The 25435-nt window shown below is 69.4% G+C and carries 23 protein-coding genes and 1 pseudogene; 10 read left to right on the plus strand and 14 right to left on the minus strand.

The window, feature by feature from the left end:
• Positions 1 to 91: 91 nt before the first annotated feature.
• Together ACGFH6_RS00295 and ACGFH6_RS00300 are read right to left on the minus strand one after the other, a co-directional pair.
• Positions 92 to 313 carry a biotin/lipoyl-binding carrier protein gene (locus ACGFH6_RS00295; RefSeq protein WP_393379116.1) on the minus strand — a complete coding sequence of 74 codons (222 nt, stop codon included), beginning with the start codon at positions 311 to 313 and terminating at the stop codon, positions 92 to 94.
• 34 nt (positions 314 to 347) lie between these two features.
• On the minus strand, positions 348 to 893 hold the full coding sequence (locus ACGFH6_RS00300; protein WP_393379117.1) for a CGNR zinc finger domain-containing protein: 546 nt from the start codon (positions 891 to 893) through the stop codon (positions 348 to 350).
• 71 nt (positions 894 to 964) lie between these two features.
• Here ACGFH6_RS00300 and ACGFH6_RS00305 point away from each other — a divergent pair, with 71 nt between their 5' ends.
• Positions 965 to 2140, plus strand: coding sequence for an MFS transporter (locus ACGFH6_RS00305; protein ID WP_393379120.1), 1176 nt, complete (start codon positions 965 to 967; stop codon positions 2138 to 2140).
• Here ACGFH6_RS00305 and ACGFH6_RS00310 read toward each other — a convergent pair.
• Positions 2127 to 2990 carry an SIS domain-containing protein gene (locus ACGFH6_RS00310; protein WP_393379122.1) on the minus strand — a complete coding sequence of 288 codons (864 nt, stop codon included), beginning with the start codon at positions 2988 to 2990 and terminating at the stop codon, positions 2127 to 2129. The genes ACGFH6_RS00305 and ACGFH6_RS00310 overlap by 14 nt on opposite strands.
• 119 nt (positions 2991 to 3109) lie before the next feature.
• Here ACGFH6_RS00310 and ACGFH6_RS00315 point away from each other — a divergent pair, with 119 nt between their 5' ends.
• Both ACGFH6_RS00315 and ACGFH6_RS00320 read left to right on the plus strand, forming a co-directional pair.
• Positions 3110 to 3892: a DeoR/GlpR family DNA-binding transcription regulator gene (locus ACGFH6_RS00315; RefSeq protein WP_112244167.1), complete on the plus strand. Its 783-nt coding sequence runs from the start codon at positions 3110 to 3112 to the stop codon at positions 3890 to 3892.
• 155 nt (positions 3893 to 4047) lie between these two features.
• Positions 4048 to 4725, plus strand: coding sequence for an O-methyltransferase (locus ACGFH6_RS00320; RefSeq protein WP_393379124.1), 678 nt, complete (start codon positions 4048 to 4050; stop codon positions 4723 to 4725).
• A 146-nt stretch (positions 4726 to 4871) separates the two neighbouring features.
• Here ACGFH6_RS00320 and ACGFH6_RS00325 read toward each other — a convergent pair whose 3' ends face one another.
• Genes ACGFH6_RS00325 through ACGFH6_RS00340 form a run of 4 tightly spaced genes read right to left on the minus strand, consistent with a single transcriptional unit; the run spans position 4872 to position 7551 of the window.
• A complete protein-coding gene (locus ACGFH6_RS00325) occupies positions 4872 to 5594 on the minus strand; it encodes an alpha/beta hydrolase family protein (RefSeq protein WP_393379127.1) in 723 nt (240 codons plus the stop codon).
• A complete protein-coding gene (locus tag ACGFH6_RS00330; protein ID WP_393379130.1) occupies positions 5594 to 6604 on the minus strand; it encodes an amidohydrolase family protein in 1011 nt (336 codons plus the stop codon). The genes ACGFH6_RS00325 and ACGFH6_RS00330 overlap by 1 nt, the downstream gene beginning before the upstream one ends.
• Entirely contained in the window at positions 6604 to 7122 is a 519-nt protein-coding gene (locus ACGFH6_RS00335; RefSeq protein WP_393379132.1) for a 3-hydroxyanthranilate 3,4-dioxygenase, read from the minus strand. Before ACGFH6_RS00335 ends, ACGFH6_RS00330 begins: the two co-directional genes overlap by 1 nt.
• Before the next feature lie 3 nt (positions 7123 to 7125).
• The gene (locus ACGFH6_RS00340; protein WP_393379135.1) at positions 7126 to 7551 is read right to left on the minus strand and encodes a RidA family protein; all 426 of its coding nucleotides are present in this window, start codon (positions 7549 to 7551) and stop codon (positions 7126 to 7128) included.
• Between the two features lie 94 nt (positions 7552 to 7645).
• On the opposite strand from ACGFH6_RS00340, the gene ACGFH6_RS00345 reads away from it, so the two are divergent.
• On the plus strand, positions 7646 to 11140 hold the full coding sequence (locus tag ACGFH6_RS00345) for a tetratricopeptide repeat protein (protein ID WP_393379138.1): 3495 nt from the start codon (positions 7646 to 7648) through the stop codon (positions 11138 to 11140).
• On the opposite strand, the gene ACGFH6_RS00350 is transcribed toward ACGFH6_RS00345, so the two are convergent.
• The 4 genes and pseudogenes from ACGFH6_RS00350 to glgC form a co-directional block, all read right to left on the minus strand.
• Positions 11090 to 12592, minus strand: a complete 1503-nt coding sequence (locus ACGFH6_RS00350) for a 2-hydroxymuconic semialdehyde dehydrogenase (RefSeq protein ID WP_393379140.1) — start codon at positions 12590 to 12592, stop codon at positions 11090 to 11092. The two genes, ACGFH6_RS00345 and ACGFH6_RS00350, sit on opposite strands and share 51 nt — an antisense overlap.
• The gene (locus tag ACGFH6_RS00355) at positions 12589 to 13890 is read right to left on the minus strand and encodes an FAD-dependent oxidoreductase (protein ID WP_393379143.1); all 1302 of its coding nucleotides are present in this window, start codon (positions 13888 to 13890) and stop codon (positions 12589 to 12591) included. Before ACGFH6_RS00355 ends, ACGFH6_RS00350 begins: the two co-directional genes overlap by 4 nt.
• On the minus strand, positions 13887 to 15146 hold the full coding sequence (gene kynU, locus ACGFH6_RS00360; RefSeq protein ID WP_393379146.1) for a kynureninase: 1260 nt from the start codon (positions 15144 to 15146) through the stop codon (positions 13887 to 13889). The genes ACGFH6_RS00355 and kynU overlap by 4 nt, the downstream gene beginning before the upstream one ends.
• Positions 15147 to 15238: 92 nt before the next feature.
• A pseudogene (gene glgC / locus ACGFH6_RS00365) lies at positions 15239 to 16447 on the minus strand (glucose-1-phosphate adenylyltransferase); the annotation flags it as partial.
• A 229-nt stretch (positions 16448 to 16676) separates the two neighbouring features.
• Between glgC and ACGFH6_RS00370 the strand changes: the two are divergent.
• The 3 genes from ACGFH6_RS00370 (at position 16677) to ACGFH6_RS00380 (ending at position 19707) form a co-directional block, all read left to right on the plus strand.
• Positions 16677 to 17222 (plus strand): GNAT family N-acetyltransferase, encoded by a 546-nt coding sequence (locus tag ACGFH6_RS00370; RefSeq protein ID WP_393379148.1) that lies wholly within the window; start codon positions 16677 to 16679, stop codon positions 17220 to 17222.
• Positions 17223 to 17240: 18 nt separating this feature from the next.
• A complete protein-coding gene (gene glgA, locus ACGFH6_RS00375; RefSeq protein WP_393379151.1) occupies positions 17241 to 18398 on the plus strand; it encodes a glycogen synthase in 1158 nt (385 codons plus the stop codon).
• Positions 18399 to 18468: 70 nt separating this feature from the next.
• Entirely contained in the window at positions 18469 to 19707 is a 1239-nt protein-coding gene (locus tag ACGFH6_RS00380) for a hypothetical protein (protein ID WP_393379154.1), read from the plus strand.
• Here ACGFH6_RS00380 and ACGFH6_RS00385 read toward each other — a convergent pair.
• Entirely contained in the window at positions 19697 to 20581 is an 885-nt protein-coding gene (locus ACGFH6_RS00385) for a helix-turn-helix transcriptional regulator (protein WP_393379155.1), read from the minus strand. The genes ACGFH6_RS00380 and ACGFH6_RS00385 overlap by 11 nt on opposite strands.
• Before the next feature lie 104 nt (positions 20582 to 20685).
• Here ACGFH6_RS00385 and ACGFH6_RS00390 point away from each other — a divergent pair, with 104 nt between their 5' ends.
• Positions 20686 to 21540 carry an oxidoreductase gene (locus ACGFH6_RS00390; RefSeq protein ID WP_393379158.1) on the plus strand — a complete coding sequence of 285 codons (855 nt, stop codon included), beginning with the start codon at positions 20686 to 20688 and terminating at the stop codon, positions 21538 to 21540.
• Between the two features lie 35 nt (positions 21541 to 21575).
• Here ACGFH6_RS00390 and ACGFH6_RS00395 read toward each other — a convergent pair whose 3' ends face one another.
• Complete coding sequence (locus tag ACGFH6_RS00395; RefSeq protein WP_393379161.1) at positions 21576 to 23093, minus strand: leucyl aminopeptidase family protein; 1518 nt, start codon at positions 23091 to 23093, stop codon at positions 21576 to 21578.
• 142 nt (positions 23094 to 23235) lie between these two features.
• Positions 23236 to 23403, minus strand: a complete 168-nt coding sequence (locus ACGFH6_RS00400; RefSeq protein ID WP_012923066.1) for a DUF3117 domain-containing protein — start codon at positions 23401 to 23403, stop codon at positions 23236 to 23238.
• 165 nt (positions 23404 to 23568) lie between these two features.
• On the opposite strand from ACGFH6_RS00400, the gene ACGFH6_RS00405 reads away from it, so the two are divergent.
• Together ACGFH6_RS00405 and ACGFH6_RS00410 are read left to right on the plus strand one after the other, a co-directional pair.
• A complete protein-coding gene (locus ACGFH6_RS00405) occupies positions 23569 to 24384 on the plus strand; it encodes a PaaX family transcriptional regulator C-terminal domain-containing protein (protein WP_393379163.1) in 816 nt (271 codons plus the stop codon).
• Positions 24385 to 24417: 33 nt separating this feature from the next.
• Positions 24418 to 25209 carry an enoyl-CoA hydratase/isomerase family protein gene (locus ACGFH6_RS00410; protein ID WP_393379165.1) on the plus strand — a complete coding sequence of 264 codons (792 nt, stop codon included), beginning with the start codon at positions 24418 to 24420 and terminating at the stop codon, positions 25207 to 25209.
• The last annotated feature ends 226 nt before the right edge of the window (positions 25210 to 25435 follow it).

The raw sequence follows: 25435 nt of genomic DNA on the forward strand, positions 1-25435 counted from the left end.
CTCGTACGACGGCTCAACGCGGTGCCCCGGCCGGAAGTTCCCGGCCGGTGCCCTCACCAAGGAAGACGTATCAGCGGCCATTTCGGTTGAATCAGTTCTCCTCGATCACGGCGATCGGGTCCCCGTCGCGGACGACTTCGCCCTCGGCGACCTTCAGCTCGACGACGGTCCCGGCCACCTCGGCCAGCACCGGGATCTCCATCTTCATCGACTCCAGGATGACGAGGGTGTCCTCCGGCCCCACCGTGTCCCCGGCCCGGGCGGTGACTTTCAGCACATTGGCCACCAGTTCCGCCACCACGGTATGACTCAACTCGCACTCCTCCGGTCCGGATCCTGCCTCGATCCTAGGCCTCCCCGGCGACGGCCCGGCGGGCCCGGTACGACGCGACGCGGGTGCGACTGGAGCAGGTAGGCGAGCAGAACCGGCGCGGTCTGCGCTCGGCCGGGTTCACGAAGACGCGCTCGCAGTCCGGCGCCGCGCACGAGTCGATCGCACCGAACCCATACCCGGCCGCGAACCCGGCCAGCCCCAGCGCGGTCGAGGCGGCGAGCCACTCGGCCCACGTCGCCTCCGGCTCGGCCACATGCAGGTGCCACGGCGACCCGTCGTGGTCGGACAGATACGGGCGTACGGCGTACTCCGCGAGCAACTCGTTGAGGATGCGGGCCGCCTCGGCCGGGTCGGCGTGGAACACCGGCCGGATCCGCTCGCGGACAGCCCGCACCGCCTCCAGATCACCGTCGTCCAGCGTGATCGGGTCCGACTCACCATGCTCCAGCAGGAAGGTGCGGACATCGTCCGGCTCGTTGAGCCGCTCCGGGTCGCGAGTGCGCGTGTTGACCAGATCGACCGCGAGCCGGATCAGCCGGTCCGGCGTCTGAATCTCCACCACTTCTCCTTCTCGTAACGTATTTGCTAGCGTAACGCGTAACCGAAGATATTGCGTTACAGGAGGTCGGCGTGCCCAGCTACTACCTTGCCGCGACCCTCGCCAGGCTCGCTGACGAAATGGTCGTGTTCACGCTGGTGCTCCTCGTGTTGGAGCGCACCGACAGTCCTGCGCTCGCAGGTCTCACCGGGGCCGCCTACGCCTTGCCGGCCGTTGTCACCGGCCCACTGCTCGGTGCCTGGCTCGACCGGACGCCGTACCGTCGCTCCGCGCTGGCGCTCAACCAGGCCGTGCTCGGTGTGGTCATGCTGACCCTTCTCGGCGTGGTCGGCCACAGTGCGCACTGGGTCACTCCGGTGCTCGCGGCTGTCGCCGGGGCGACGCTGCCGATGGTGAGCGGTGGGTTCACGAGCATGCTGCCGAGCCTCGTCCCGCCGGAGCGGTTGGCCCGCGCCAACTCGTTGGAGGCCGCGAGCTTCGGAGCGGCCACGATCACCGGTCCGGCGACCGCAGCGACCATCTCGGCAGTGTTCTCGGTGGAGACCGCCGTACTGGTCATCGCACTGGCTGCGACGCTGAGCATCGTCGCCATCACGCGGCTGCCGGCGCTCCCCCGTGCGGTGACCGACGGCGAACCGTTCATGGCCTCGGTCATTGGCGGACTGGCCCATCTGGCGCGCACACCGCGGCTACGGGCGTCCACGGTCACGACCACGTTGCTGCTGGGCGTGATGGGCATCCTGCTGATCACCCTGCCGCTTCACATGGAGTCGCTCGGCATGCCGAAGTCCGCTGCGGGCTATCTGTGGACTGCACTGGAGCTCGGCAGCGTCACCACGGCTCTACTACTCGGACGACTCCAGACCCGTTGGCGTCCGGAGTACGTCGTGATGGTGTCCGTTGCGGCGTACGGGCTGGCCATGCTGACGTGGCCGCTGGCTGGGTCCTTCGCCGTACTTCTGCTGCTGGCGGCTGTCGCCGGACTGCTGCAGGGGCCGACCATGCCGGCGATGTTCGCGGCCCGTCAGCAGTACAGCCCTCAGTCACTGCAGGGCAGGGTCAGCACGACCGCAGCCAGCCTGCGCGTGGGCACTGCCGCGCTCGGGCAGGCTGCGGGCGGCCTACTGGTGCCGGCGATCGGCACTCACAAGGCCCTGCTCGTCGTAGCCATCGGACTGGTCGCCGCCGCGGTCTTGGGTCGCGTGGCAGGCGTCCGGACCAAGGAGCCTGTGCTCAGTCGAGGATGACGGACCGGGTCAGACTGCGCGGCTGGTCCGGGTTGAGGCCCAGAGCCAGTGCCTTGGCGACCGCGACGCGCTGCGCCACGACCAGCGACGCCATCGGGTCCAGGTCCGCGTGGTGCACGACGGTCGCACCGGTGGCAGTGACGTTGTCGAGCAGACCGGCCGGCGACTCCCCGAAGATCCAGACGCCGCGGCCCGGCTGCGCGATCGCGATCGGACCGTGCCGGTAGTCCATCGCCGGGTACGCCTCGGTCCACGCGGACGCGGCCTCACGCTGCTTCAGCGCCGCCTCGTGCGCCAGGCCGACGGTCCACCGGGTGCCGACGTACGTGAGCTGCTCCAGCTTGGCCAACTCGTCCACGTTCACGGTCAGCGCCGTCTCCGCGTCCGCGGCCGCCTGCTCGAGGTCCTGACCCAGTGACGCCCGCAGCAGCGCCAGCGTGGTGGTCGCGAAGCGGGTCTGGACGACGGACTGCTCGTCGGCGAAGTCCAGCATGATCGTGTGGTCGGCCAGTTCGACGATCGGCGAGTCCGGAGTGGCGGTGATCGCGATCGTGGGGAGGTCCGTCGTCCGGATCAGGTCGAGCACCTCGGTCGTCGTACCGGACCGGCTGATCACGACCACAGCGTCGTACGTCCGGCCGGCCGGGAACTCCGATCCGGCGAACGCGTCGGTCTCCCCCTGGCCGAGGTCCTCGCGCAGGGCGGCGTACGCCATCGCCATGAACCAGGACGTGCCGCAGCCGACCGCGGCGACCCGCTGACCGGCCTTCGGCAACGCGCCGCCGTACTGCGCGAAACCGGTCGAAACCTGCCACCAGAGGTCAGGTTGAGTGGCGATCTCAGTGCTCACAAATGGCGTCTGGGTCATGTCGTCTCCGCACTTGTCATGGTCGAAACTGCTCGAACGTGATCGAATGGTGCCAACCAGCCGCCACCCGGCTGACCGATTGTGTGAAGGAGGAGCCCCGGGTGAAGCGTTATGAACGCCTCAACACCTTGCTCGAGTCGCTCGCCGAGAAGGGCGCCATCGACGTCGACGAGCTCGCCGAGCAGTTGCACGTCTCGGCAGCCACGATCAGGCGCGATCTGGACCACCTCGGTAAGCAGCAACTCCTCACCCGGACCCGCGGTGGCGCGGTGGCCAACGCGGTGTCGTACGACCTCCCGCTGCGCTACAAGACTGCGCGTTTCGCGTCCGAGAAGCAGCGGATCGCGCAAGCCGCGGCCACTTTGGTCCGCCGCGGCATGGTGATCGGGATGAACGGCGGCACCACGATCTCCGAGGTGGCCCGCACGCTGGCGACCCGGCCGGAGCTGTCCGCCGAGCATGGCGAGCCCGCGTTCACCCTCGTCACCAACGCGCTGAACATCGCCAACGAGCTGATCGTCCGGCCGCACGTCAAGATGGTGCTCACCGGCGGCGTGGCCCGGCCGCAGTCGTACGAGATGATCGGGCCGCTGTCGCACCGGATCCTGGCCGACCTGTCCCTGGACATCGCCTTCATCGGTGTCGACGGGATCGACGAGACCGGCGCCACCGCCCACCACGAGGGCGAGGCGAACATCAACCAGCTGATCGTCAGCCGGGCCGCCAAGGTCGTCGTGGTCGCCGACTCCTCCAAGCTCGGCCAGCGCGCGTTCGCGCGGATCTGCGAGCTGAGCGAGATCGACACCCTCGTCACCGACGCCCAGGCCGACGAGAGCCAGCTGGCCGTGTTCAAGGAAGCCGGCATCGACGTCATCCGTTCCTAGGACCCTCATCGCGCCGTACCTCCCTCCGTGGGTGGCTCATGTCTGCCGAGGTCGATCATATATGACTCAAGTGGCAAAGTTATGAGCAAGAGTGCGCAGTCCCAGCGCGGGAGACACGGAATGCGGCCCTCGTGCCGCTAGGCTTCTGACTCAGCATGAGTAGCGCAGCGGCAGAACCTTGGGAGGGCATCATCGCCACCGGCATCGACCCCACGTCCTGGGCATACGCCGAGGACTACACCGGTGAGGACGAAGTCGTCACCGGTGCGCGGGTGAGTGCCGAGGACAGCGGCATCGCCGCGATCGGTCCCGGTGCCGCGGCCGCGCTCAGCATGCTCGCGGCCGGCGTGAGCGCCAAGGCAGTGGTCGAGATCGGCACCGGCACCGGCGTCTCCGGGCTGGCCCTGCTGCGCGGGATGCGCGCGGACGGCACGCTCACCACGGTCGACATCGACGCCGAGAACCAGCGGCTCGCCCGCAAGACGTTCCTGGACGCCGGCGTCCCGTCGAACCGGTTCCGCCTGATCGCGGGCTCCGGGCTCGACGTGGTCACCCGGCTCACCGACGGGCACTACGACCTGGTCTTCTGCGATGCGGACCGGCGCGAGAACACGGCGTACCTGCACGAGGCGCTGCGCCTGCTCCGCCCCGGCGGCCTGGTCGTCTTCGCCGGCATCCTCGCCGGCGGCCGAGTCGCCGACCCCGCCCACCGCGACCCCGACACCAACGCCCTGCGCGACCTGATCCGAGCCGTCCGCGACGACGACAACCTGGTCTCAGCCCTCCTCCCCACCTCCGAAGGCCTCCTCAGCGCCGCCAAGCGCCTGAGCTAAGCACCACGCGGCGCAAACCGGCAGTGATGCGCTCCCGCTGGCAGGTTATCCAGCCGATAGCGCGCTAGAACCCGCCAGCAGGCAAAGATCGCGCTACCGGTGCCCTCGGCACCCAACTGGTGTCCACGGATTCAGGCTGAAGGCTTTCAACCGGTGAGGCGGGTCAGTTCTGCGGTGAGTTCGTGCCAGTGGGGGCTTTGGGGGTCTATCAGGTCGTAGTGGCCGGCGCCTTCGACGCGGTTGAGGCGGGCGGTGGGGTGCGCGGTGAAGTAGGACTCGGTGACGGTGATCGGGACGCGGATGTCGGCCGTGCCGTGGACGATGCTGATCGGGGCGATCGCGGCGGGCAGGTGCACCGGGTCGAGGTCGTTGCGTACGCCGGTGCCGATGAAGTCCTCTACGGCGCCCTTGTCCAGGCCGAGCCGGTCGGCCATCAGGAGGTCGGCGACCGGGGCCAGCGCGACCACACCGCGGAGCCGGACCGGGTTCAGCGTCGAGGCTGCCCACAACGCAAGCTGACCGCCCGCCGAGTGGCCGACCAGCACGTAGCCGGCGTGGACGTCGACCAGGTCCGGCAGCGACTCGATCGCCGCACGGACGTCCGACGTACTCGCATCGGGGTCACCGGGCTCGCGACGGTACTCCAGTGACAGCACCGGCCAGCCGAGGTCGGAGAGGGCCTCACCGAGCGGGCGGGCGTGTTTCCGGTCGTACTCCGGCCGCCAGAAGCCACCGTGCACGAACACGACCAGCGGCCGGTACTCCTTGGCATGCCAGTAGTCGATCACCTGGTCCGCGTGGTCGCCGTACCGGAGCTCCTCGTCGGGCTCACGGGCCGCGCGGGTCAGAACCGATCGGTCTTCACTCATCAGACCTCCCGAAGCTGCTCTGACCTCCCGAGAAAGTGCAGAGCGTTCGTGGACAGCAGCTTGTGCCGCTGGTCCGCGGACAGGAAACCGGCTTTCCGTACCACCTCCCCGACCGGCCGCTCGCCCAGTGGATACGGATAGTCACTGCCGACCAGTACCCGATCTTCCCCCAAGGTATCGACAAGTAGCCGCAAAGGCGCTGATTCGAACACCACCGTGTCGACCACGAACCGATCCAGGTAGTGAGAGGGTGGGTGCTCGGAGCAACCACGCACGATGTCACCGCGCCGGTGCCAGGCGTTCTCCAGCCGCCCCAGCCAGAACGCGAAACTCCCGCCGCCGTGGGCGAAACAGATCCGCAGCGACGGCGGCAACGCGTCGAAGGCCCCGCCGAGGATCATCGCCAGGACGGACAGATGCGTCTCGGCCGGCATCCCGGTCAGCCAGCGGGCCATCCAGCGATCCAGCCGCGGACCGCCCGGCATGTCCCACGGATGCACCAGGACCGGCATCCCGGTCTCCGCGCAGTGCTTGAGAAAGGCAACGATCCCGGCGTCGTCGAGATCCTTGTCGCCGACATGGTTGCCGATCTCTACACCGGCGTGACCGGCGGCCCGGCACCGGTCGACCTCGGCGCAGGCGACGTCCGGATCCTGCAACGGCACCTGGCAGAACGGGACGAAGCGGCTGTCCCCGGCGAGCGTCTCCAGGGTCAGGTCGTTGAAGATCCGGGCCAGCTTGACGGCCTGGCCGGCGGGCCGGTCATAGCCGAAGAACACCGGCGTCGGCGAGACCACCTGCAGATCGATGCCGTCGGCATCCATGTCGGTACGGCGTACGGCGGGATCCCACGCCTGTGGACCGATCGGGCGGAACTCCGTCGAGCCGACCATGATCATCGCGGCCCGCTCGGAGTCGATCCGCAGCCACGGCCAGCCCTCGCCGCCGCACGCTACCGAGAGATCCGGCCAGCCCTTCGGGACCAGATGCGTGTGGACATCGACGGTCATCAGGCCTTGCCCGGGTGCACCGTGCCGCAGTTCGGGCAGGTGCGCGCGTCCTCGCTGTCGTAGAAGGCCTTGAACACCGGTGGCAGGTCGGCCACGATGTCGGTCACCTGGAGCTCGACCTCGTGCACGATCCCGTTGCAGTTGGCGCAGTACCAGCGGAACTTCTCCAGCGTGCCCGGCTCCCGGACCCGCTCGATCACCAGTCCGATCGAGTCCGGCCCGCGCTGCGGCGAGTGCGGCATGTTCCGCGGCAGCACCCACATCTCTCCCGCGTTCACCTCAACAGTGGCGGGGCCGTCGTCGGTGACGACATTGACCCGGAGCTCGCCCTTGATCTGGTAGAAGAACTCCTCGTACGGGTCCACGTGGAAGTCGGTGCGCTGGTTCGGACCGCCGACCACCATCGTGATGAAGTCGTCCCCGGTCGGGAACATCTGCTTGTTGCCGACCGGCGGCTTCAGCAGATGTTTGTTCTCCTCGATCCACCGCGGGAAGTTCGTCGACTCCAGATTCGCCATGCCCTACTCCTTCGCACCTTGCGGGATCGCCGCTACGGCCTGGATCTCGATCAGCAGCTGGGGATGCGGCAACTGATGGACTGCGACGGTCGTCCGGGCCGGCCCGGACTCGTCGAAGAATTCGCCATACACCTCGTTGTAACCCCCGAAGTCGTTCATCGACACCAGGTACGTCGTCACGCTCACCAGGTCGTCGAGTCCGGCGCCGACCGCCGCCAGGATGTCCCGGATGTTCTCCAGCACCGCCCGGGTCTGCACCCTGATGTCCAGCGACACCGTGCCGAGTTCGTCGACCGAGGCACCGGCGATGGTGTTGTCCGGCAACCGGCTGGAGGTCCCCGACACGAACGCGAACCCGCCGCTCACCTTCACGTGCGGGAACCGCCCCCGCGGCACCGCCTTCCCCGCCACCACCGTCGCGTCGGCCATGTCAGCATCCTTGCCCACCACCCACCATCCGCCAAGTACCTGCCGCACCGGCGTCGCGTGGCCGCTCACCCCGCCCTCCACTACGATCGAACGGGTGACCGACGAGGACTTCTCGCTGCAAGACATCCTGGAGTCCCGGGACGCCGGCACGTTCGTCGGGCGCACCGAGCCGCTCCAGCTGTTCGAGCAGAACCTGGCGCTGCGGCCCAACGATCCCCGCCGCCGCTTCGTCGTCAGCCTGTACGGCGATGCCGGCGTCGGCAAGACGTCGCTCGTCCAGCGCTGGCAGGCCGCCGCGACCAAGCGGAAGTGTGCCACCGCGTACGTCGACGAGGCGTTCGACGTACTGTCCGCGATCGAGCAGCTCGCCCGCGGTCTGGCCGACTCCGGGTCCGCCTGCCGCGGTTTCGACAGCAGGCTGAGGCAGTACCGCAAACTGCGTCACAGCGTCGACTCCGATCCTGGCGCCCCGTCCGGGATCTCGTCGGTGCTGACCCGGGCGGCGGTCCGGCTCGGGATCCGTGCGGCCGGCGAGATCCCCATCGCCGGTGTGCTGGCCGGTGCGATCGACGAGAGCGAGGCAGCGTCGCGGGTCGACCAGTACCGTGCCTACCTGGTCGGCAAGATCACTCGGCACGACGATCTCGAGCTGCTGCTGGCACCGGTCGAAGCGCTCAGTACGGCGTTCGTCGCCGATCTCCGCAAGATCGGCCAGCGCCGGCAGATCGCGCTGTTCATCGACACCTTCGAGCAGACCGGCCGCGCCCTCAACGGCTGGTTGCTGGACCTGCTGCGCGGCACCTGCGGCAGGTTGCCGGCCGACATCGTGGTGACGGTGTCCGGTCAGCATCCACTCGACCCGAACCAGTGGGCCGGCCTGCGGAACCTCCGCGTCGACATCGAGCTGCAGGTGTTCACGGAGGCGGAAGCGCGCGAGCTCCTCGCCACCCAGCGGATCGTCGATCCCGGCACCGTGGACGTGATCCTCCGGCTCTCCGGCTGTCTGCCGATTCTCGTCGCCCTGCTGGCGGAATCAGCGGCTCGCGGCACCGCCGGAACGACGGATCACGCCGAGACCGCCGTCGATCGCTTTCTCCGGGAGGAGCCGGACAAGGACCGGCAGGCGGCCATCCTGGCCGGCGCGATCCCGCGCCGGCTCGACCGCGACATCCTCGAGGTGGCCGCCGGAACGACCGTCGACCTCGATTCGCTGCGTCGCCTCCCCTTCGTCTCCGCCCACGCCGACGGCTACCGCTACCACGACGTCGTCCGTACGCCGATGCTCCGCTCGCTGCGGCGCGCCTCCCTCTCCGACTGGACCGAACGCCAGCGGGCGTTGGTCGACCACTACCGCGAGCGGCTGACAGAGCTCGATCTCGAGCCCACGAAGCGCTGGCGGGACGCCCGCTGGCGCGAGCTGAAGCTCGAGTCCACGTACCACGAGCTGTGTGCGGGCGGCGTGCCCGAGCTGCCGAACGCACTGCAAGGCCTGATCGACGCCTACGGCCGGACCAGCGACAGCACGGCCAAGTGGGCCCAGATGATCGCCCAGGCCGGCCATGACTCCGACACCGACGAGATCCGCTCCCGCGGCGAGCAGCTGACGAGCCTGCTGCAGGGATCGACGAGCGACGAACTGCTCCTCCTCGACGGCCTCGCCCTGGATCCGCTGCTGAGCACCTACCACCGAGCGGGCGCACTGACCGAACGCAGCCGGCTGCACGAGCGTCTGAAGGACTACGAGGCCGCCCTGCGGGACCTCGACCGTGCGGACGCCCTGCTGCCCGGCCGCAGCTGGATCGTCGGCCCGCGCGGACGGATCCACGCCGATCTCGGCGACTACGACAAGGCCTTCGAGGACCTGGCCGAGGCCATCCGGATCGCCCCCGACTACGCGGGGGCCTACTCGTCCCGGAGCTCGATCAGCCGGCGCCTCCGCAAGTACGACGCCGCCCTCGAGGACATCGATCGCGTGATCGAACTACGCCCGCACGATGCCTACTACCTCACGGTCAGGAGCTCGATCTACCGGGACCTGCGACGCTTCGCCGAGGCGAAGACAGACCTGGATCATGCGCACGCCCTGGCGCCGACAGACACCTGGGTCCTGCTGTCGCGGGCCCGGCTCTGGCGCGATCAGCGGATGGCGCGCGAGGCGCTGGCCGACCTCGACAAGGCCGTCGAACTCGACCCGCAGTACGCCTCGGCGCTCGACGACCGGGCCGATATCCTCCTGTCCCTGGGGCAGTACGCCGACGCACTGGCAGATCTCGACCGGGCGATCGCGGCGGATCCGGGCGATCGGTGGTCGTTCACGCTCAGGGCCCGGGTCTACGAACGCTCCGGCGAGCTGTCGCGAGGGGTGGCCGACTTCACCGCCAGGATCCGGTCCGACCCGGACAACCCGGTCCTGCTGCGCGCGCGAGCCGACCTGCATCTCAGCGCACGCCGGTACGACGACGCGCTGCGGGATCTCGACCGTGCCCTCGAGCTGAGCCCCGACGATCTGTCGGCGCTCACGACGCGGGCGCTGGTGTACGACCGGTCGGGCCGTCGCTCCCAGGGACTCGCGGACCTCGACCGGGTGCTCGAGCTCGATCCGACCCGTGGTCCGACCTTCGGGATCCGGGCCGGGATGAGAGCCGCCGCGGGCCAGTACGACGGCGCCGTCGCGGACGCCGAGCGCTCCCTCGAACTCGACCCGTTGTCCGCGCTGGCGTTCGACCAGCGTGGGTCCATCCGGCTGGATCACGGTGATCTCGACGGGGCCTTGGCCGACCTCGATCGGGCCATCGAGCTCGATCCCACTCTGGGTTCGGCGCTGGTTTCACGGGCGCAGATCGCAGAACTGGAAGGCCGGTACACGCAGGCACTGGCGGACCTGGATCGTGCCGTCGACGTCGCCCGGCGGAACGCCGTGGCGCTCTCGCGGCGCGCCAGAGTGCACGAGCGGCTCGGGAACCTCGACGCGGCCCGCGCCGACCACGACCGCGGGGTGACGATCCCCCGCAACCAAGGCTGGGCCCTGATCTACCGCGGCCAGTTCTTCCTCCGCGTGATCGGCGACCACTCGGCGGCCTTGCACGACTTCGCCCAGGCGATCGACCGGCTTCCGCGGACGGCGACCGCCTGGATCGGGCGGGGCGAGACCTATCAGGCGATGGGCAAGACGGCCGCCGCGCTGGCGGATTTCGAGCGTGGCGCCGAACTCAATCCGAAGAACGGCTGGGGGCTGTACCGGCAGGCGCTGATCCGTCTCGGCCAAGGCCGCGACGACGACGCGGCAGCATTGCTCGAGTCGGCGCTTTCGTCACTGGACGATGAGGCGGACCTGCCGCGCCCGGATCTGCGCCGGCTGGTCCGCCAACCCACCTTCCTGACCGCGCTCGGAGAGCAGCGCGACGCGATCAACTACGTGGAAGGCGCGCTGGCGAACGACCTGCCGGCGGATCTGCTCCGCCAGATCGGGGAGGAGCTGACCGAGTTGGGCGAGTTCATCGGCGCGGACAAGGTCGCGCCCGTCCTCGACGTCCTGAGGTCAGGTCAGCTCGATGCAGACGTTGGTGGGCTCGGAGTAGAAGGCCAGTGAGTGCGTGCCGCCTTCGCGGCCGACGCCGGACAGCTTCATGCCGCCGAACGGCGTACGGAGGTCGCGGAGGAACCACGTGTTGATCCAGACGATGCCGACGTCGAGCGCCGGGCCGGCACGGTGGGCGCGGCCGACGTCGCGGGTCCAGACGGTGGCGGCCAGGCCGTAGTCGCTGTCGTTGGCCAGCGCGTAGGCCTCGTCCTCGGTGTCGAACGGGGCGATGTGGCAGATCGGGCCGAAGATCTCCTCGGTGGCGGCGCGGGCGTCCTGCGACAGGCCGGTCACCACGGTCGGTTGCACGTAGCAACCACCGTCGCGGGCGTCGCCGAACGACGGTACGCCGCCACCGGTCAGCACCTCGGCTCCTTCGGATCGGGCCAGGTCGTAGTACGAGAGCACCTTGTCGCGGTGCTGTTTCGAGATCAGCGGCATGTTCATGGTGGCCTCGTCGGCCGGCCAGCCGTAGGTCAGCTCGGATGCTCGTTGCGCCAGACGAGAGCAGAACTCGGCGAAGATCGGGCGCTCGACGTACAGCCGCTCGGTGCACAGGCAGACCTGGCCGCCGTTGGTGAAGACGGACCGCACCGACCCCTCGACCGCGGCGTCCAGGTCTGCGTCCGCGAAGACCAGGCCGGCGTTCTTGCCGCCGAGCTCGAAGGACACCGACTTCACCCGGTCCGCGGCCACCTTGGCGATCGCCGTACCGGTCGCCGACTCGCCGGTGAAGGTGATCGCGTCCACACCGGGATGCCGGGTGAGGTACTCCCCCGCCGACGACGGGCCGAAGCCGTGCACAAGATTGAAGACCCCAGGCGGTACGCCGGCCTCCGCCATCACCTCGGCCAGAACCGTCGCCGAGGCCGGTGTCTCCTCGGACGGCTTCACCACCACAGCGTTGCCGCAGGCAAGCGCCGGCGCGACCTTCCAGGTGAGCAGGAGCAGCGGCAGGTTCCACGGTACGACGATCGCCACCACGCCGACGGGTTTGCGGACCGCGTAGTTCAGCGCCCGCCGGCCATCCGGCAGCACGGTCGTGTACGACTCGGTGGCAGCCGTGGTCGCGAAGTCGGCGAACGCACGGAAGTTCGCCGCACCGCGCGGGATGTCGAGCGTGCGGGCCTGGCTGATCGACTTCCCGGTATCACCCACCTCGGCCGCGACGAGGTCCTCGAACCGCCGCTCGAGTCCGTCGGCGACACGGCGAAGTACCACCGCCCGTTCCTGCTCGCTGAGACGTCCCCAGGGTCCCGTCAGCGCCGCACGGGCCGCCTGCACCGCCGCGTCCACAGCCGACTCGTCCGCCTCGCAGACGTCGAAGATCTGCTCACCCGTCACCGGGCTCACCTTCGCGAACGTCGAGCCGCTCTCCACGAACTCGCCGTCGACGAAGTTCCGCAGCAACCCCACCGACTTGGGTTGCCCGGTCAGCAGTTCCGGCGTCCACAGACTCATCGCCGTCTCCTCCTCCGCGCGATCCCGAGCAGTACGCCGGCCGCGGCCACGGCGCCCAGCCCGAGCACCTGGTGCTGCCGATGAACGCGTTGCCGGACTTCGGCGTACGGCGTGGTGGAGAACGAGACGAGCTCGTAGCGGGACACGTACGTGCCGGGGAGCAGGCGTTCCAGGGCGTGCTCGATGCGCTTGGTGAGGCGGAACACGGGCGACGCGACCTTGTCCCGCATCTCGACGAAGTTGCCGAGCGCCATCTCCGCGATCGCCTCGGTGTTCTCCCGGCGCCGCGCCTCGAACAGCGGCAGCGCGCGGGCCCACGACCCGGCGGTGTCGTCGAGGCACCGGTCCAGCTCGACCACGTCCTCGAAGGCACAGTTCGCGCCCTGGCCGTAGAACGGCACGATCGCGTGCGCCGCGTCGCCGAGCAGCGCGGTCCGCCCGTGCGCCTGCCAGGGCAGCGTGTGCACGGTCCCGAGCACGCCGACCGGGTTGTGCAGGTAGTCGCCGACCAGATCCGGTGCCAACGGCAACAGATCCGGGTACGATGTCCTGAAGTGGTCCTCGATGTCGACCTCGGAGGTCAGCGCGTCGAACGATCCGGCCGGCCAGAACAGCGTGCAGGTGAAGGACCGATCCGGATTCGGCAGCGCGATCATCATCGACGTACCTCGTGGCCAGATGTGCAGCGCACCGGGGTCGAGCGCGAACTCACCGTCGACGGCAGGGATCGACAGTTCCTTGTAGCCGTAGTCGAGGAAGTCGACGTCCTCGGCAACGATGCCCTCGGCAAGCAACTGCTCACGCACCGCGGACCCGGCACCGTCCGCACCGAGCACCACGTCGGCCTCGGCCGAGACCTTCCCCGACGGCGTCGCGAACACCATCCGCCCGGCCTGCGACTCGAGCTCGACCAGCCGATGCTCGAACTCGACCGACACGCCCGGAGCCTCCGCGGCCGCCGTCAGCAGCGCGTTGTTCAGTGCACCACGGCTGATCGAGTTGATCGCCCGGTGACCGCCGGCCGAGTACGCCTGGAAGTCCAGCGGCCCGGAGACCGGGTGGATCATCCGGCCCTTCATCGGCAGCGCGTCCGCCATCACCTGGTCGACCAGGCCGATTCGCCGCAGCGCATCCAGCCCGCGCTCGGAGATCGCGAGGTTGATGGACCGGCCGCGCTCGGCCTGACCGACGCGTGGGTCCGGCCGCCGCTCGTACAGCGTCACCGACAACCCGCGCCGGGCAAGGAAACAGGCCAGGAGACTCCCGGTCAGGCCGGCCCCGACGATCGCGACCTTCATGCCGGCACCGCCTCGGCCAGAGCCGTCGCCGCCCGCCAGCAGTCGTGGTACGTCGAGTACAGCGGCACCGGCGCCAAGCGCAGTACGTCGGGCTCCCGCGAGTCCGCGATCACGCCGTACTCGAACCGCAACCGCTTCGCCAGCGCACCCGCGCGCTGCGCACCACCGATCCGCAGTGACAACTGCGCCCCGCGCCGCTGTGGATCCGTCGGCGTGATGACCCGCACCGGCCGCTCGATCATGACCTCGCTCAATTGCCTCTCCAGGTACGACGTCAACCGCAGACTGCGTTCGCGCAACACACCGATACCGATCTTGTCGAAGATCTCCAGCGACGTACGCACCGGGCTCATCGAGAAGATCGGCGGGTTCGACACCTGCCACGCATCCGCGGACGCGGGTGGTCGCGACTCCGGCGCCATCTCGAACCGGGTCGACGCCTCGGTGCTCCACCAACCCTCGAACCGCGGCCGGCCGCCGCCCAGGTGGCGCTCGTGCACGAACGCACCGGCGAGCGCACCCGGCCCGGAGTTGAGGTACTTGTACGAACACCAGGCGGCGAAGTCCACGCCCCACTCGTGCAGCGCCAGCGGCACGTTCCCCGCCGCGTGCGCCAGATCCCACCCGACGATCGCCCCGGCCGCATGTCCGGCCTTGGTGATCGTCGGAATGTCCATCAGCTCGCCGGTCAGGTAGTTCACCCCGCCCAGCAGCACCAGGGCCACGTCGCCGCCCAGCTGCTCGACGACGTCCGCCGTACGCAGGCACTCCTCGCCCGGGCGTGGCCGCAGGCGGATGATCGCGTCGTCGGCGTCGTACCCGTGGAAGCGGGCTTGGGACCGTACGGCGTAGCTGTCGGAGGGGAAGGCGGAGTCCTCGATCACGATCCGGTGCCGCGCGCGGGTCGGGCGGTAGAACGAAACCATCAGCAGGTGCAGGTTGACCGTGAGTGAGTTCATCACCACGGTCTCGTTCGGCAGCGCACCCACCAGCCGGGACGCCGGTCCGGTCAGGAGCCGGTGGTACGGCAGCCACGGCCGGTCGGCGTCGAGGTGTCCCTCCACACCCAGCGACGCCCACGCGTCGAGGTCCTCGAGCAGCTCGGTCCGGGTCGCGCGCGGCCGCAGCCCGAGCGAGTTCCCGGCGAAGTACGCCACGTCCGGGTACTGACCACCCTGCGCCGGCGGTACGTCGAACAGATCGCGGTGCCCGGGGTCCGCGGCATCGAGTTCCAGCGCCTCAGCCTCCGCGCTCACGCCTCGGCGACCTCATCCGTCGCGGGCTCCGCCGAGTCGCCTGCCGAGTCGTCTGCCTGGGCGGGCTTGTCGGCCGGTGGGTCGATCACCTGGCCCTTGCCGAGCACGGTGATGCCGCCCTTGGAGACGGTGAAGCCGCGTTCCCGGTCATGATCGGGGTCGACACCGATCTCGACGCCTTCCGGGACGACCACGTTCTTGTCCAGGATCACGTTGACCAGCCGGGCCCCGGCGCCGATCTTGCAGTTGTCCATGATCACCGCGCGCTCGATGTAGGCGCCGGCACTGACGATCACGTTGGAGCCGAGCACCGAGGTCTCCACGGTCGCACCGGTCACGATCGAGCCCTGGCAGACGATCGACTCGCCGACGGTCGCGTCGTCGGTGAACTTCGCGCCCGGCAGTTGCGGGTGCGAGGTGAAGATCGGCCAGTCGGAGTTGTAGAGGTTGAACACCGGCTGGATCGAGACCAGATCCATGTGGGCCTCGTGGTAGGAGTCCAGCGAGCCGACGTCACGCCAGTACGAGCGGTCCCGGTCGAGCGCGCCGGGTACGTCGTTGTCGCGGAAGTCGTAGACCCCGGCCTTGCCCTCGGCAACCATCATCGGGACGATGTCGCCGCCCATGTCGTGCCGGGAGGCCGGGTTCGCGGCGTCCTTGCGGAGCGCCTCGACCAGGACGTCGGCGGTGAACACGTAGTTGCCCATCGAGGCGAACGTCTCGTCCGGCGAGTCGGGCAGTCCCGGCGGGTCGGCCGGCTTCTCCAGGAACTCCTCGATGCTCTGTCCGTCCGCGCCGGTCTTGATCACGCCGAACTCGCTCGCCCCGGCCCGCGGCACCCGGATCCCGGCCACGGTGACGCCGTTCCCACGCTCCAGATGCGCGGCGACCATCTGGGCCGCATCCATCCGGTACACGTGGTCGGCGCCGAACACCACGATGACGTCGGGCTGGAAGTCGTCGATCAGGTTCATCGACTGGTAGATCGCGTCCGCGCTGCCCTGGTACCACTGCGGGCCGAGCCGCTGCTGGGCGGGCACGCAGCTGACGAAGTTCCCCAGCAGGGTGGACATCCGCCAGGTGACCGTCACGTGCCGGTCCAGCGAGTGCGACTTGTACTGCGTCAGCACGAACAGGTTCCGGATCCCGGCGTTGACCAGGTTGGACAGCACGAAGTCGATCAGGCGATAACTGCCCCCGAACGGCACGGCCGGTTTGGCCCGGTCCGCCGTCAGCGGCATCAACCGCTTGCCCTCGCCACCGGCCAGCACGATTCCGAGAACTCTGGGCGCCTTTGCCATGTCCGCACCTTAGGTCATGTGCACCCCTCATGTGCAGTGCGAGTGGGTGCTCGGTGGAGTGCATCGGGGTGCCGGAGAGGTGACCTCGATGCGGAGCATCGTGGTCGGCTCTCCGGTGCCGCGAGGTGCCCACCGAGTGCCCGATCGCGCTGTGCAGGAGGGGTGTACATGGCCTTAGCTCCGGGAGCCCCCGGGCATAAGCGCTTGCGAGTGTCGCGACACTGGGGAGATGCCAACCCTCATCGAACCTACGGTTGCCGTTCACCGCTCGTTCCTCGCCGCCTGGGACGAGTTCGGCCCGGAGGACGAGCGGTGGATGGGTGCACGGGCGATCAGCGGCGACGAGGAGGAGTGGAGCCGCGAGCAGGCCGCGGATCCGGACGAGTTCGCCCGGATGGTCGAGCTGATCCGGATCGAGGCGGATCCGGCCACCGAACTGCGGCCGGACCTGGTCCACCAGACCGTGCTCTGGTTCGTCGACGGCGAGGAGTGGCTCGGCCGGCTGTCGATCCGCCACGACCTGACCCCGGTCCTGATCGAGCTCGGCGGCCACATCACCTACGGCGTACGGCCCTCGGCGCGGCGTCACGGTCACGCGACCCGGATGCTGACCCAGTCCCTGCCGATCGCCGCCGGTCTCGGCATCGACCCGGTGCTGGTCACCTGCGACCTGGACAACGTCGGCTCACGCAAGGTGATCCAGGCGGCCGGGGGCGAATTGGAAGACGAACGACACGGAAAGCTGCGGTTCTGGGTACCGACACACGTCGCGTGATGACCTAGCCTCGGACGCATGAAGGTCGCCATCCTGACGCGTGAGTATCCTCCGGATGTGTACGGCGGGGCGGGGGTGCACGTGGACTTCTTGGTCCGCGAGTTGCGCCGGCTGCTCGACGTGGAAGTGCACTGCATGGGCGAGCCACGCCTCGGCGCGACCGCACACTCCGAGGACGACGCACGCATCCCGCAGGCGAACGCGGCGCTGCGCATCCTGTCCACCGACCTGACCATGACGGCCGCGGTCGGCGACTCCCAGCTCGTGCACTCCCACACCTGGTACGCGAACATGGCCGGCCACTGGGCCAAACTCCTGTACGGCGTACCCCACGTGGTGACCGCTCACTCGCTGGAGCCGCGCCGCCCGTGGAAGGCCGAGCAGCTCGGTGGCGGCTACCGCCTGTCCAGCTGGGCCGAGCGTACGGCGTACGAGGCGGCCGACGCCGTGGTCGCGGTGAGCAACGGCATGCGGGACGACGTACTGGACTGCTACCCGGCGATCGACCCGGCCAAGGTGCACGTGATCTCGAACGGGATCGACGCCGACTTCTACCGGCCGGATCCGTCGACCAACGTGCTGGAGCGGCTCGGCATCGACCTGAGCCGGCCGTACGTGACGTTCGTCGGCCGGATCACCCGGCAGAAGGGCGTCCCGCACCTGCTCCGGGCCGGGCTGCGGCTGGACCCGTCGGTGCAGTTGGTGCTGCTCGCCGGCGCGGCCGACACGGTCGAGCTGAAGGCCGAGACGGATGCCCTGATCGACGACCTCAAGGCGGCCCGGGACGGCGTGTTCGTGGTCTCCGAGATGCTCCCGCGCGACGAGGTCCGGCAGGTGCTGACCCACGCGCTCGCGTTCTGCTGCCCGTCGGTCTACGAGCCGCTCGGCATCGTCAACCTGGAGGCGATGGCATGTGAGACCGCCGTCGTGGCCAGTGCGGTCGGCGGCATCCCCGAGGTGGTCGACGACGGCGTCACCGGCACCCTGGTCCGGTACGACGAGAACGACATCGACGCGTTCGAGCGCGACCTGGCCGCAGGGATCAACGACCTGGTCGACAACCCGGCCAAGGCGGCCACGATGGGCAAGGCGGGCCGCGAGCGGGCCGTCTCCCAGTTCGGCTGGGACGCCGTCGCGGACCGGACCGTGCAGCTGTACACCAGCCTGCTCGGGTAGGCGAAAGTCCACCTCCAGCCCGGGGCCGAGCACCCTCGCCGCACGCTCGGCCCGGCGGTTGGCTGGAGGCATGACTTCACGGATTACCAAGACCGCTGCCGCCACTCTCGCCACGGCCGCGCTGCTCGCGGCCCCGATCTCGGCGTACGCCGCTGTCACCCAGCCGACGCTCTCGGAAGCCGCCGTCACCAGCGTCCATGCCCCGCGTGGTGCGCTCGTCTCGGCCGTCCCGGTCGCCCGGCTGACCGCGGCCCAGCTAGACGCAGCCGCGGCCGGGACGGCCTTCGTCGGTACGCCGGCGGCCAAGCACGACGTCACGGCGTACCGGTTGATCTATCGGACCGTCGACCCCAACGGCCGGCCCACCACCGCGAGCGGTCTCGTCGTCCTGCCCGACGGCCGCCACGGCGCGCTGGCCGTCGCGGAGTACCTGCACGGCACGACCGCGACGAAGGCCTACGCGGCCTCCGTGTCCGAAGAGTCGACCGACCGGCTCGTCACCGCGCTCTTCGCCGGCCAGGGTCTGGTCGGGGTCGCGCCCGACTACCTCGGTCTCGGGCTCGGACCGGGCGAGCATCCGTACATCGACACCAGGACCGAGACGAGCGCGTCCGCGGATCTGCTCCTGGCGGCCCGCACGTTCGCGCTGAGGCACGGAGTCCTCCTCAAGCGCGACGTACTCGTCACCGGCTTCTCCCAGGGCGGCCGGGCCTCTGTCGCCCTCGGACGGGCGCTCAGCCGGGGTGAGGTCTCGACGTTCCGCCTCGGCGCTCTGCAGGCCGTGGCCGGGCCGTACGACCTGCAAGGGACCGAGCTGCCGGCCGCGTTCAACGGTGGGCTGGCCCCCGCAACCGCCGCGTTCTACCTGGCCTACTTCACCACGGCGTGGAACCGGACCGTCGGCCTGTACGACGACCCGCGGGAGGCGTTCCAGGAGCCGTACGCGAGCACGGTCGAGGGCCTGTTCGACGGGACGCACCCGGACGAGGAGATCGTTGCCGGACTCCCCGATTCCCCGGAGAAGCTGTTCACGCCGGCGTTCATCGAGCGGCTGAAGCACCCGACCGGTCGCTACCTGCGCGCGCTGCAGGCAGCCGACCAGATCTGCCACGACTGGACCCCGCGCGTGCCCGTGCACTTCTACAACGGGACGAAGGACACCGACGTGGTGGCCGCCAACGCGGATGTCTGTGCCACCTCGCTGCGGGCTCGCGGCGCGAAGGTCACCGTCCATTCGATGGGCGCGGTCGACCACGTGGGGACGGCGCTGGCGGCGTACCCGCAGATCGTCCGCGCCTTCAGTCGCTAGGCCTAGGTGTCTGATCGCGCTGCTCGGTGGTCTCATCGATCTTGTCGCTGGACGCGACGAGGCTGCCGAGCAGGGCGAGCGACTCGACGCTCCGGCTTCCGGGTACGGCGTGGAAGACGACCAGCGTCATACCGTCGGTCCCGCCGATGGTGAGCTTGTCGGACTTCAGCTCCAGGTCTCCGACGTCCGGATGAGTCAGGAGACTCAGCCGGCCGCGGCGCGGGCGGACGTCGTGCCGTGCCCACAGCTGGCGGAACCGCTCGCTGCGCACCGACAGTTCGCCGACGAGCTCGACCAGCCGGGGATCGTCGACCGCCGACCCGAGCTCGGACCGCAGTACGGCGACGCCCTCCTCGGTGAGCTCGTCCCAGTCTCGCCGCAGTGCCTGCTCCGCGGGGTCGAGCAGGACTGCGGTGAGCAGGTTGACGCCGACCGCGTAGTTCGGGGTCAGCGCCGCGCCCAGAGCATTCACCGCGAGCACGTCCGTGTACTTGTTCTGCACGTACGCCGGGTTGTTCGGCCAGCCGTCGATCAGTTCGCGGATGCTCTCCGGCACGGGCTCGGTCCTGGGTCGTTGCCGCTTCGGGACAGCCCGCGGCTGCTCCTGGACGAGCCCGACCAGGTACGCCGTGGCGTCGGCGTCCAATCGCAGTACGTCGGCCAAGGCCTCGAGCACCTGCACCGACGGGTGCCGGTCGCGGCCCTGCTCCAGCCGCAGGTAGTAGTCCGAGCTGATGCCGGCAAGCATCGCGACCTCCTCGCGCCGCAATCCCGGCACCCGCCGCAGGCCGACCCGCCGGAGCCCGACGTCCTCCGGCCGGACCTGTTCGCGCCGGGCTCGGAGATACTCACCCAGCGCGTTCGTACTGTCCATGTCGTCCACGGTAGTCGGAGCGGACGCCCGGTGACTGGGTCCTGTCACTCCCAGGAACAGCGGGACACTCCCTGCTTGGCCGACCCCGAGGAACAGTGGAAAACATGACGAACTCAACCATCACCCTCGCCGACGACCTCACCATCACCCGGATGGGGTACGGCGCCATGCAGCTCGCCGGTCCAGGGGTCTTCGGGCCGCCGAAGGACCGCGACCAGGCGATCGCCGTACTGCGGGAAGCCGTCGACCTGGGCGTCACGCACATCGACACCAGCGACTTCTACGGCCCGGTCGTGGTCAACGAGATCATCAAGGAAGCCCTGCACCCGTACCCGGCCGGCCTGCACCTCGTCACCAAGGTCGGCGCCCGCCGCGGCGACGACGGCAGCTGGCTCCCGGCCCGGGAGCCTGACGACCTGAAGGCCGCGGTCCACGAGAACCTCGAGCATCTCAGCCTCGACATCCTCGACGTGGTCAACCTGCGCACCCCCGCGCACGACGGAGGCAGCGAGGAATCGATCGCCGCCGAGTTCACGGCCCTCGCCGAACTGCAGCAGGAGGGCCTGATCCGGCACCTCGGGCTGAGCGGCGTCACCATCACGCAGATCCGCGAGGCGCAGTCCATCGCCCCGGTCGTCACCGTGCAGAACCTCTACAACCTGGTCCGGCGCGATGACGACGACGTGGTCGACTTCTGTGCCGACGAGAACATCGCGTTCGCGTCGTTCTTCCCGCTCGGCGGCTTCAGCCCGCTGCAGTCCGAGACCCTCGCAAAGGTCGCCACCCGCCTGAACGCCTCACCTCAGCAGGTCGCCCTGGCCTGGCTCCTGCAGCGCTCCACCACCAGCATCGTCATCCCCGGCACGTCCTCGCTCACCCACCTCCGCGAGAACATCGCCGCCCGAGACCTCGTCCTCCCCACCGACGCAATCACCGACCTCAACACGATCGCCGACTGACAACAGTCACGCGATGCCGGAGGTTGGGCGGGCGGTCAGCCGATGCCGGAGGTTGGGGTTTCGGAGGTCAGCCAGGTGGTGAGGAGGCGGGCGCCGGCTCCGGTTGCGCCGACGGAGTACTCGAAGCGGTCGGCCGGGGACTCCGCGATCGACGACAGGTCCAGGTGGGCCCACGGGATGTCGCCCGTGAACGCCTTCAGGAACAGGGCCGCGGTGATCGAGCCCGGGCCCTTCGAGCTGTTCACCGAGTCGGCGATCGGCGTCGAGATGAGCTCCTGGTACTGCTCGGCCAGCGGCATCCGCCACAGCTCCTCACCCGACACGCGGCCGGCGTCGGCGAGGTTGTCCGCGAGCGCGTCGTCGGTCGCGAACAGACCGCCGTACAGCATCGAGCCGAGCGACACCTTGATCGCGCCGGTCAGTGTGGCGATGTCGACGATCGCGTCCGGCTTCAGTTCCTTGACCGCGTAGGCGAGGCCGTCGGCCATCACCAGCCGGCCCTCGGCGTCGGTGTTCTTCACCTCGGTGGTGCGGCCGCCGTAGTGCCGGATCACGTCGTCCGGGCGGTACGCCGTACCGGACGGCATGTTCTCCGCGGAGCAGATCAGGCCGGTGACCCGGACGTTCGCGCCGAGCTCGCGCAGCGCCGACATGGTCGCCATCACCGAACCGCCGCCGGTCATGTCCCGCTTCATCGACACCATGCCCTCGCGCGGCTTCAGCGACAGGCCGCCGGTGTCGTAGGTGATGCCCTTGCCGACCAGGACGACGTACGGCGTCTTCTTGGTCGCGCCGGCCGGCACGTAGTCGAGCCGGATGAACCGCGGCGGCCGGGTCGACCCCTTGCCGACCGCGAGGATGCCGCCGAACCCGTCGGCGGCCAATTGCTTCTCGTCCCAGACTGTGACCTCGAGACCGGACGACGCGGCCAGTTCGGTGGCGCGCGCGGCCATCCAGGCCGGGTCCTTCTCGTTCGACGGGGTGATCGCGAACTGCCGCGCCACCCAACCGGTCCGCCCGAGCACGATGCCGCGGTCGAGCACCGCCTGCCGCTCCGACGCCGATCCGTCGGTCAGCGTCACCCGGCCGACCACCGGCTTGCCCGTGTCGACCGTCTTCTGGGTGTAAGCGAACGATCCGAGTACGACGCCCTCCGCGACGGCCTGCAGCGTCGCATCGTCGATGCCCTCGGCAACGACCGCGGTGAGCTCGTCCTTGCCGCGGCCGAATCTCGCGATCGCGGCCCCGGCGTGTCGCAGGTCCTTGGCGCTCCCGTCACCGGCGCCCACCAGCAGCACCTCGGTCACCTCGCCGGTCAGCAGCGGATAGCTCGCGGTCGCCCCGGCGGTCGGGCTGAAGCCGGTCGCCTGCTGTACCTCGTACAGGCGGTCGAGATCGACTCCGAGCCGCTCGCCCGCCTCTTTGGCGGCAGCGGGCAGACCGCCCTCGCCGACCACGATCACCCAGGTCGGGGCGCCGTGCACCGGCAGACCGGGCTGCCAGGACACGGCCGGAAGAGTCGGGAAGGTGAACGTGTTGCTGCGGCGAGCCACTAGGAGGACCTCACTGGTTTTGATCAAATGTGGGGACTGCATTGTCCGGGGCCAACCGTAACGACCCCGGCCGGTGCCCGAAAAGGCACCCACCGGGGTCGATGAATTGGCAGAGGTACGGAAGGCACCTCGAGGGATCCGCTCAGCCGACGACGGCCTTGAGCGCGTTGCCGAGTTCGGTCGCTTCGTCGGCGTTCAGCTCGACGACTAGCCGGCCGCCGCCCTCGAGCGGAACCCGCATCACGATCCCGCGGCCCTCCTTGGTGACCTCGAGCGGACCATCGCCCGTCCGCGGCTTCATCGCCGCCATGCGCGCACCCCTTCCCAGTGTCGGTGTTGAGCGACGACACCGCGCGGGGAACCGTCGCCGGCGCCGTTGCGGTGATGCGCCGTCGGCGCGTATCGCAGTGTGTATCGCAACCATTATCCCCGATCTCAGGCCAGAGCCGTGCACCATACGGCAGACTCAACTCTTGTGCACGCCCGTTCAGCGCTTTTCGACCTGTACGGCGACCACCTGCGCGCCCGCGGCGCACGGGCCCCGGTCGCCGCGCTGGTCCGGCTGCTCGCGCCGCTGGGCGTCCATCCGCCGGCGGTGCGCACCGCCGTGTCGCGGATGGTCCGGCAGGGCTGGCTGGAGCCGGTCCGGATCGACGGACAACCCGGGTACGCACTGACGTCCCGGGCGCGTCGCCGTCTCGACGACGCGGCCGCCCGGATCTACCGCACCAGCCCTGACGGCAGCGGTCCGGCCGGTACGAACGGCTCGTCCGGCTGGGATCAGCACTGGCATCTCGGCATCCTCCGCGAGGTCCCGAACGCGCGCCGCCGGGACCAACTCGCGAGCCAACTCGCCTTCCTGGGTTGGGCTCCGCTGTCCGACGGCGCCTGGGTCGGCCTGCGCAACGACGCCGAGGTGGACCAGATCCTCGGTGTGGAAGGGATCGCCGCGGATCGGTTCCGCGCACCCGTCGACGCCGGTGCCGTCGAGTTCGCCCGCCGGGTCTGGAAACTGGACGAGCTCGGCGCGTCGTACGACGCCTGGCTGATCGAGGCGAAGGCCCTGGTGGAGAGTGCGGGCGACGACACCACCGACGAGCAGGCGTTCGCCGTACGGTCGGAACTGGTGCACGAATGGCGCAAGTTCCTGTTCCTCGACCCGGGCCTGCCGGGCGAACTGTTGCCCGACGACTGGGCCGGAACGCGGGCCGCAGCGTACTTCGATTTCCATGCCGAACGACTGGGCCCCGCGGCCGGGCGTTTCGTCGACGACTGCCTGACACTGCACTGAAATTCCTCACCGATTGTCAAGGAGCTGACCACGATGAGTGACTCCGTCACCTACACCGTCGCCGACGGCGTAGCCACCATCACCCTGAACCGGCCCGATGCGATGAACTCGCTCGACACGCCGACCAAGGTCCTGCTCCGCGACACCGTCCAGGCCGCCGCCGAGGACAACGCCGTACGCGTCGTCGTGCTCACCGGGACCGGACGGGCGTTCTGCGTCGGCCAGGATCTGAAGGAACACATCGGTCTCCTCGAGGCGAACGACACGGCCGCACTGTGGAGCACGGTGCCGGACCACTACGCCCCGATCGCCCTCGCCCTCGCCGAGATGCCGAAGCCGGTGATCGCGTCCGTGAACGGAGTCGCGGCCGGCGCCGGCGCGTCGATGGCGTTCGCGTGCGATTTCCGGGTTGTTGCTGACACGGCCGGCTTCAACCTCGCCTTCACCGGCATCGCCCTGTCTTGCGACACCGGCATCTCGTGGACGCTGCCTCGTCTGATCGGGCACGCCAAGGCAGTGGAGTTGCTGTACTTCCCTCGGACAATCCCCGCCACCGAAGCCCTCGACCTCGGTTTGGCCACGTCGGTCGTGCCCGCCGCCGATCTCACGTCCGCCACTGCGGAGCTCGCCACCAAGCTCGCTCAGGGACCGACCGTTGCGTACGGCGCTGTGCGACAGTCACTTGGCTACTCGGCCACTCACACACTGGCCGAGTCTCTGGTGTACGAAGCGGGCAAGATGCAACAAACCGGCGACACCGAAGACCACCACAACGCCGTCGCCTCCTTCGTAGCCAAACAAAAACCAACCTTCACCGGCCACTAGCCCGCCTCCGGCAGCCGACGTACCTGCCCACGGCTGCCAAGTCGTGGATCGCCGCACACCCGGCGGCCGATTCCCCACAAACATCCACGACTCGACGACCTCCCGACGGTCCGCCCGACGAAATCAGCGCGCAGGCGACGCTGCGGCTCCCGAGTCGTGGATCGCTGCACCCCCGGCGGCCGACTCCCCGCAAACATCCACGACTCGACGACCTCCCGACGGCCCG

Source organism: Kribbella sp. NPDC049227, assembly GCF_043197265.1.
Taxonomy (GTDB): domain Bacteria; phylum Actinomycetota; class Actinomycetes; order Propionibacteriales; family Kribbellaceae; genus Kribbella.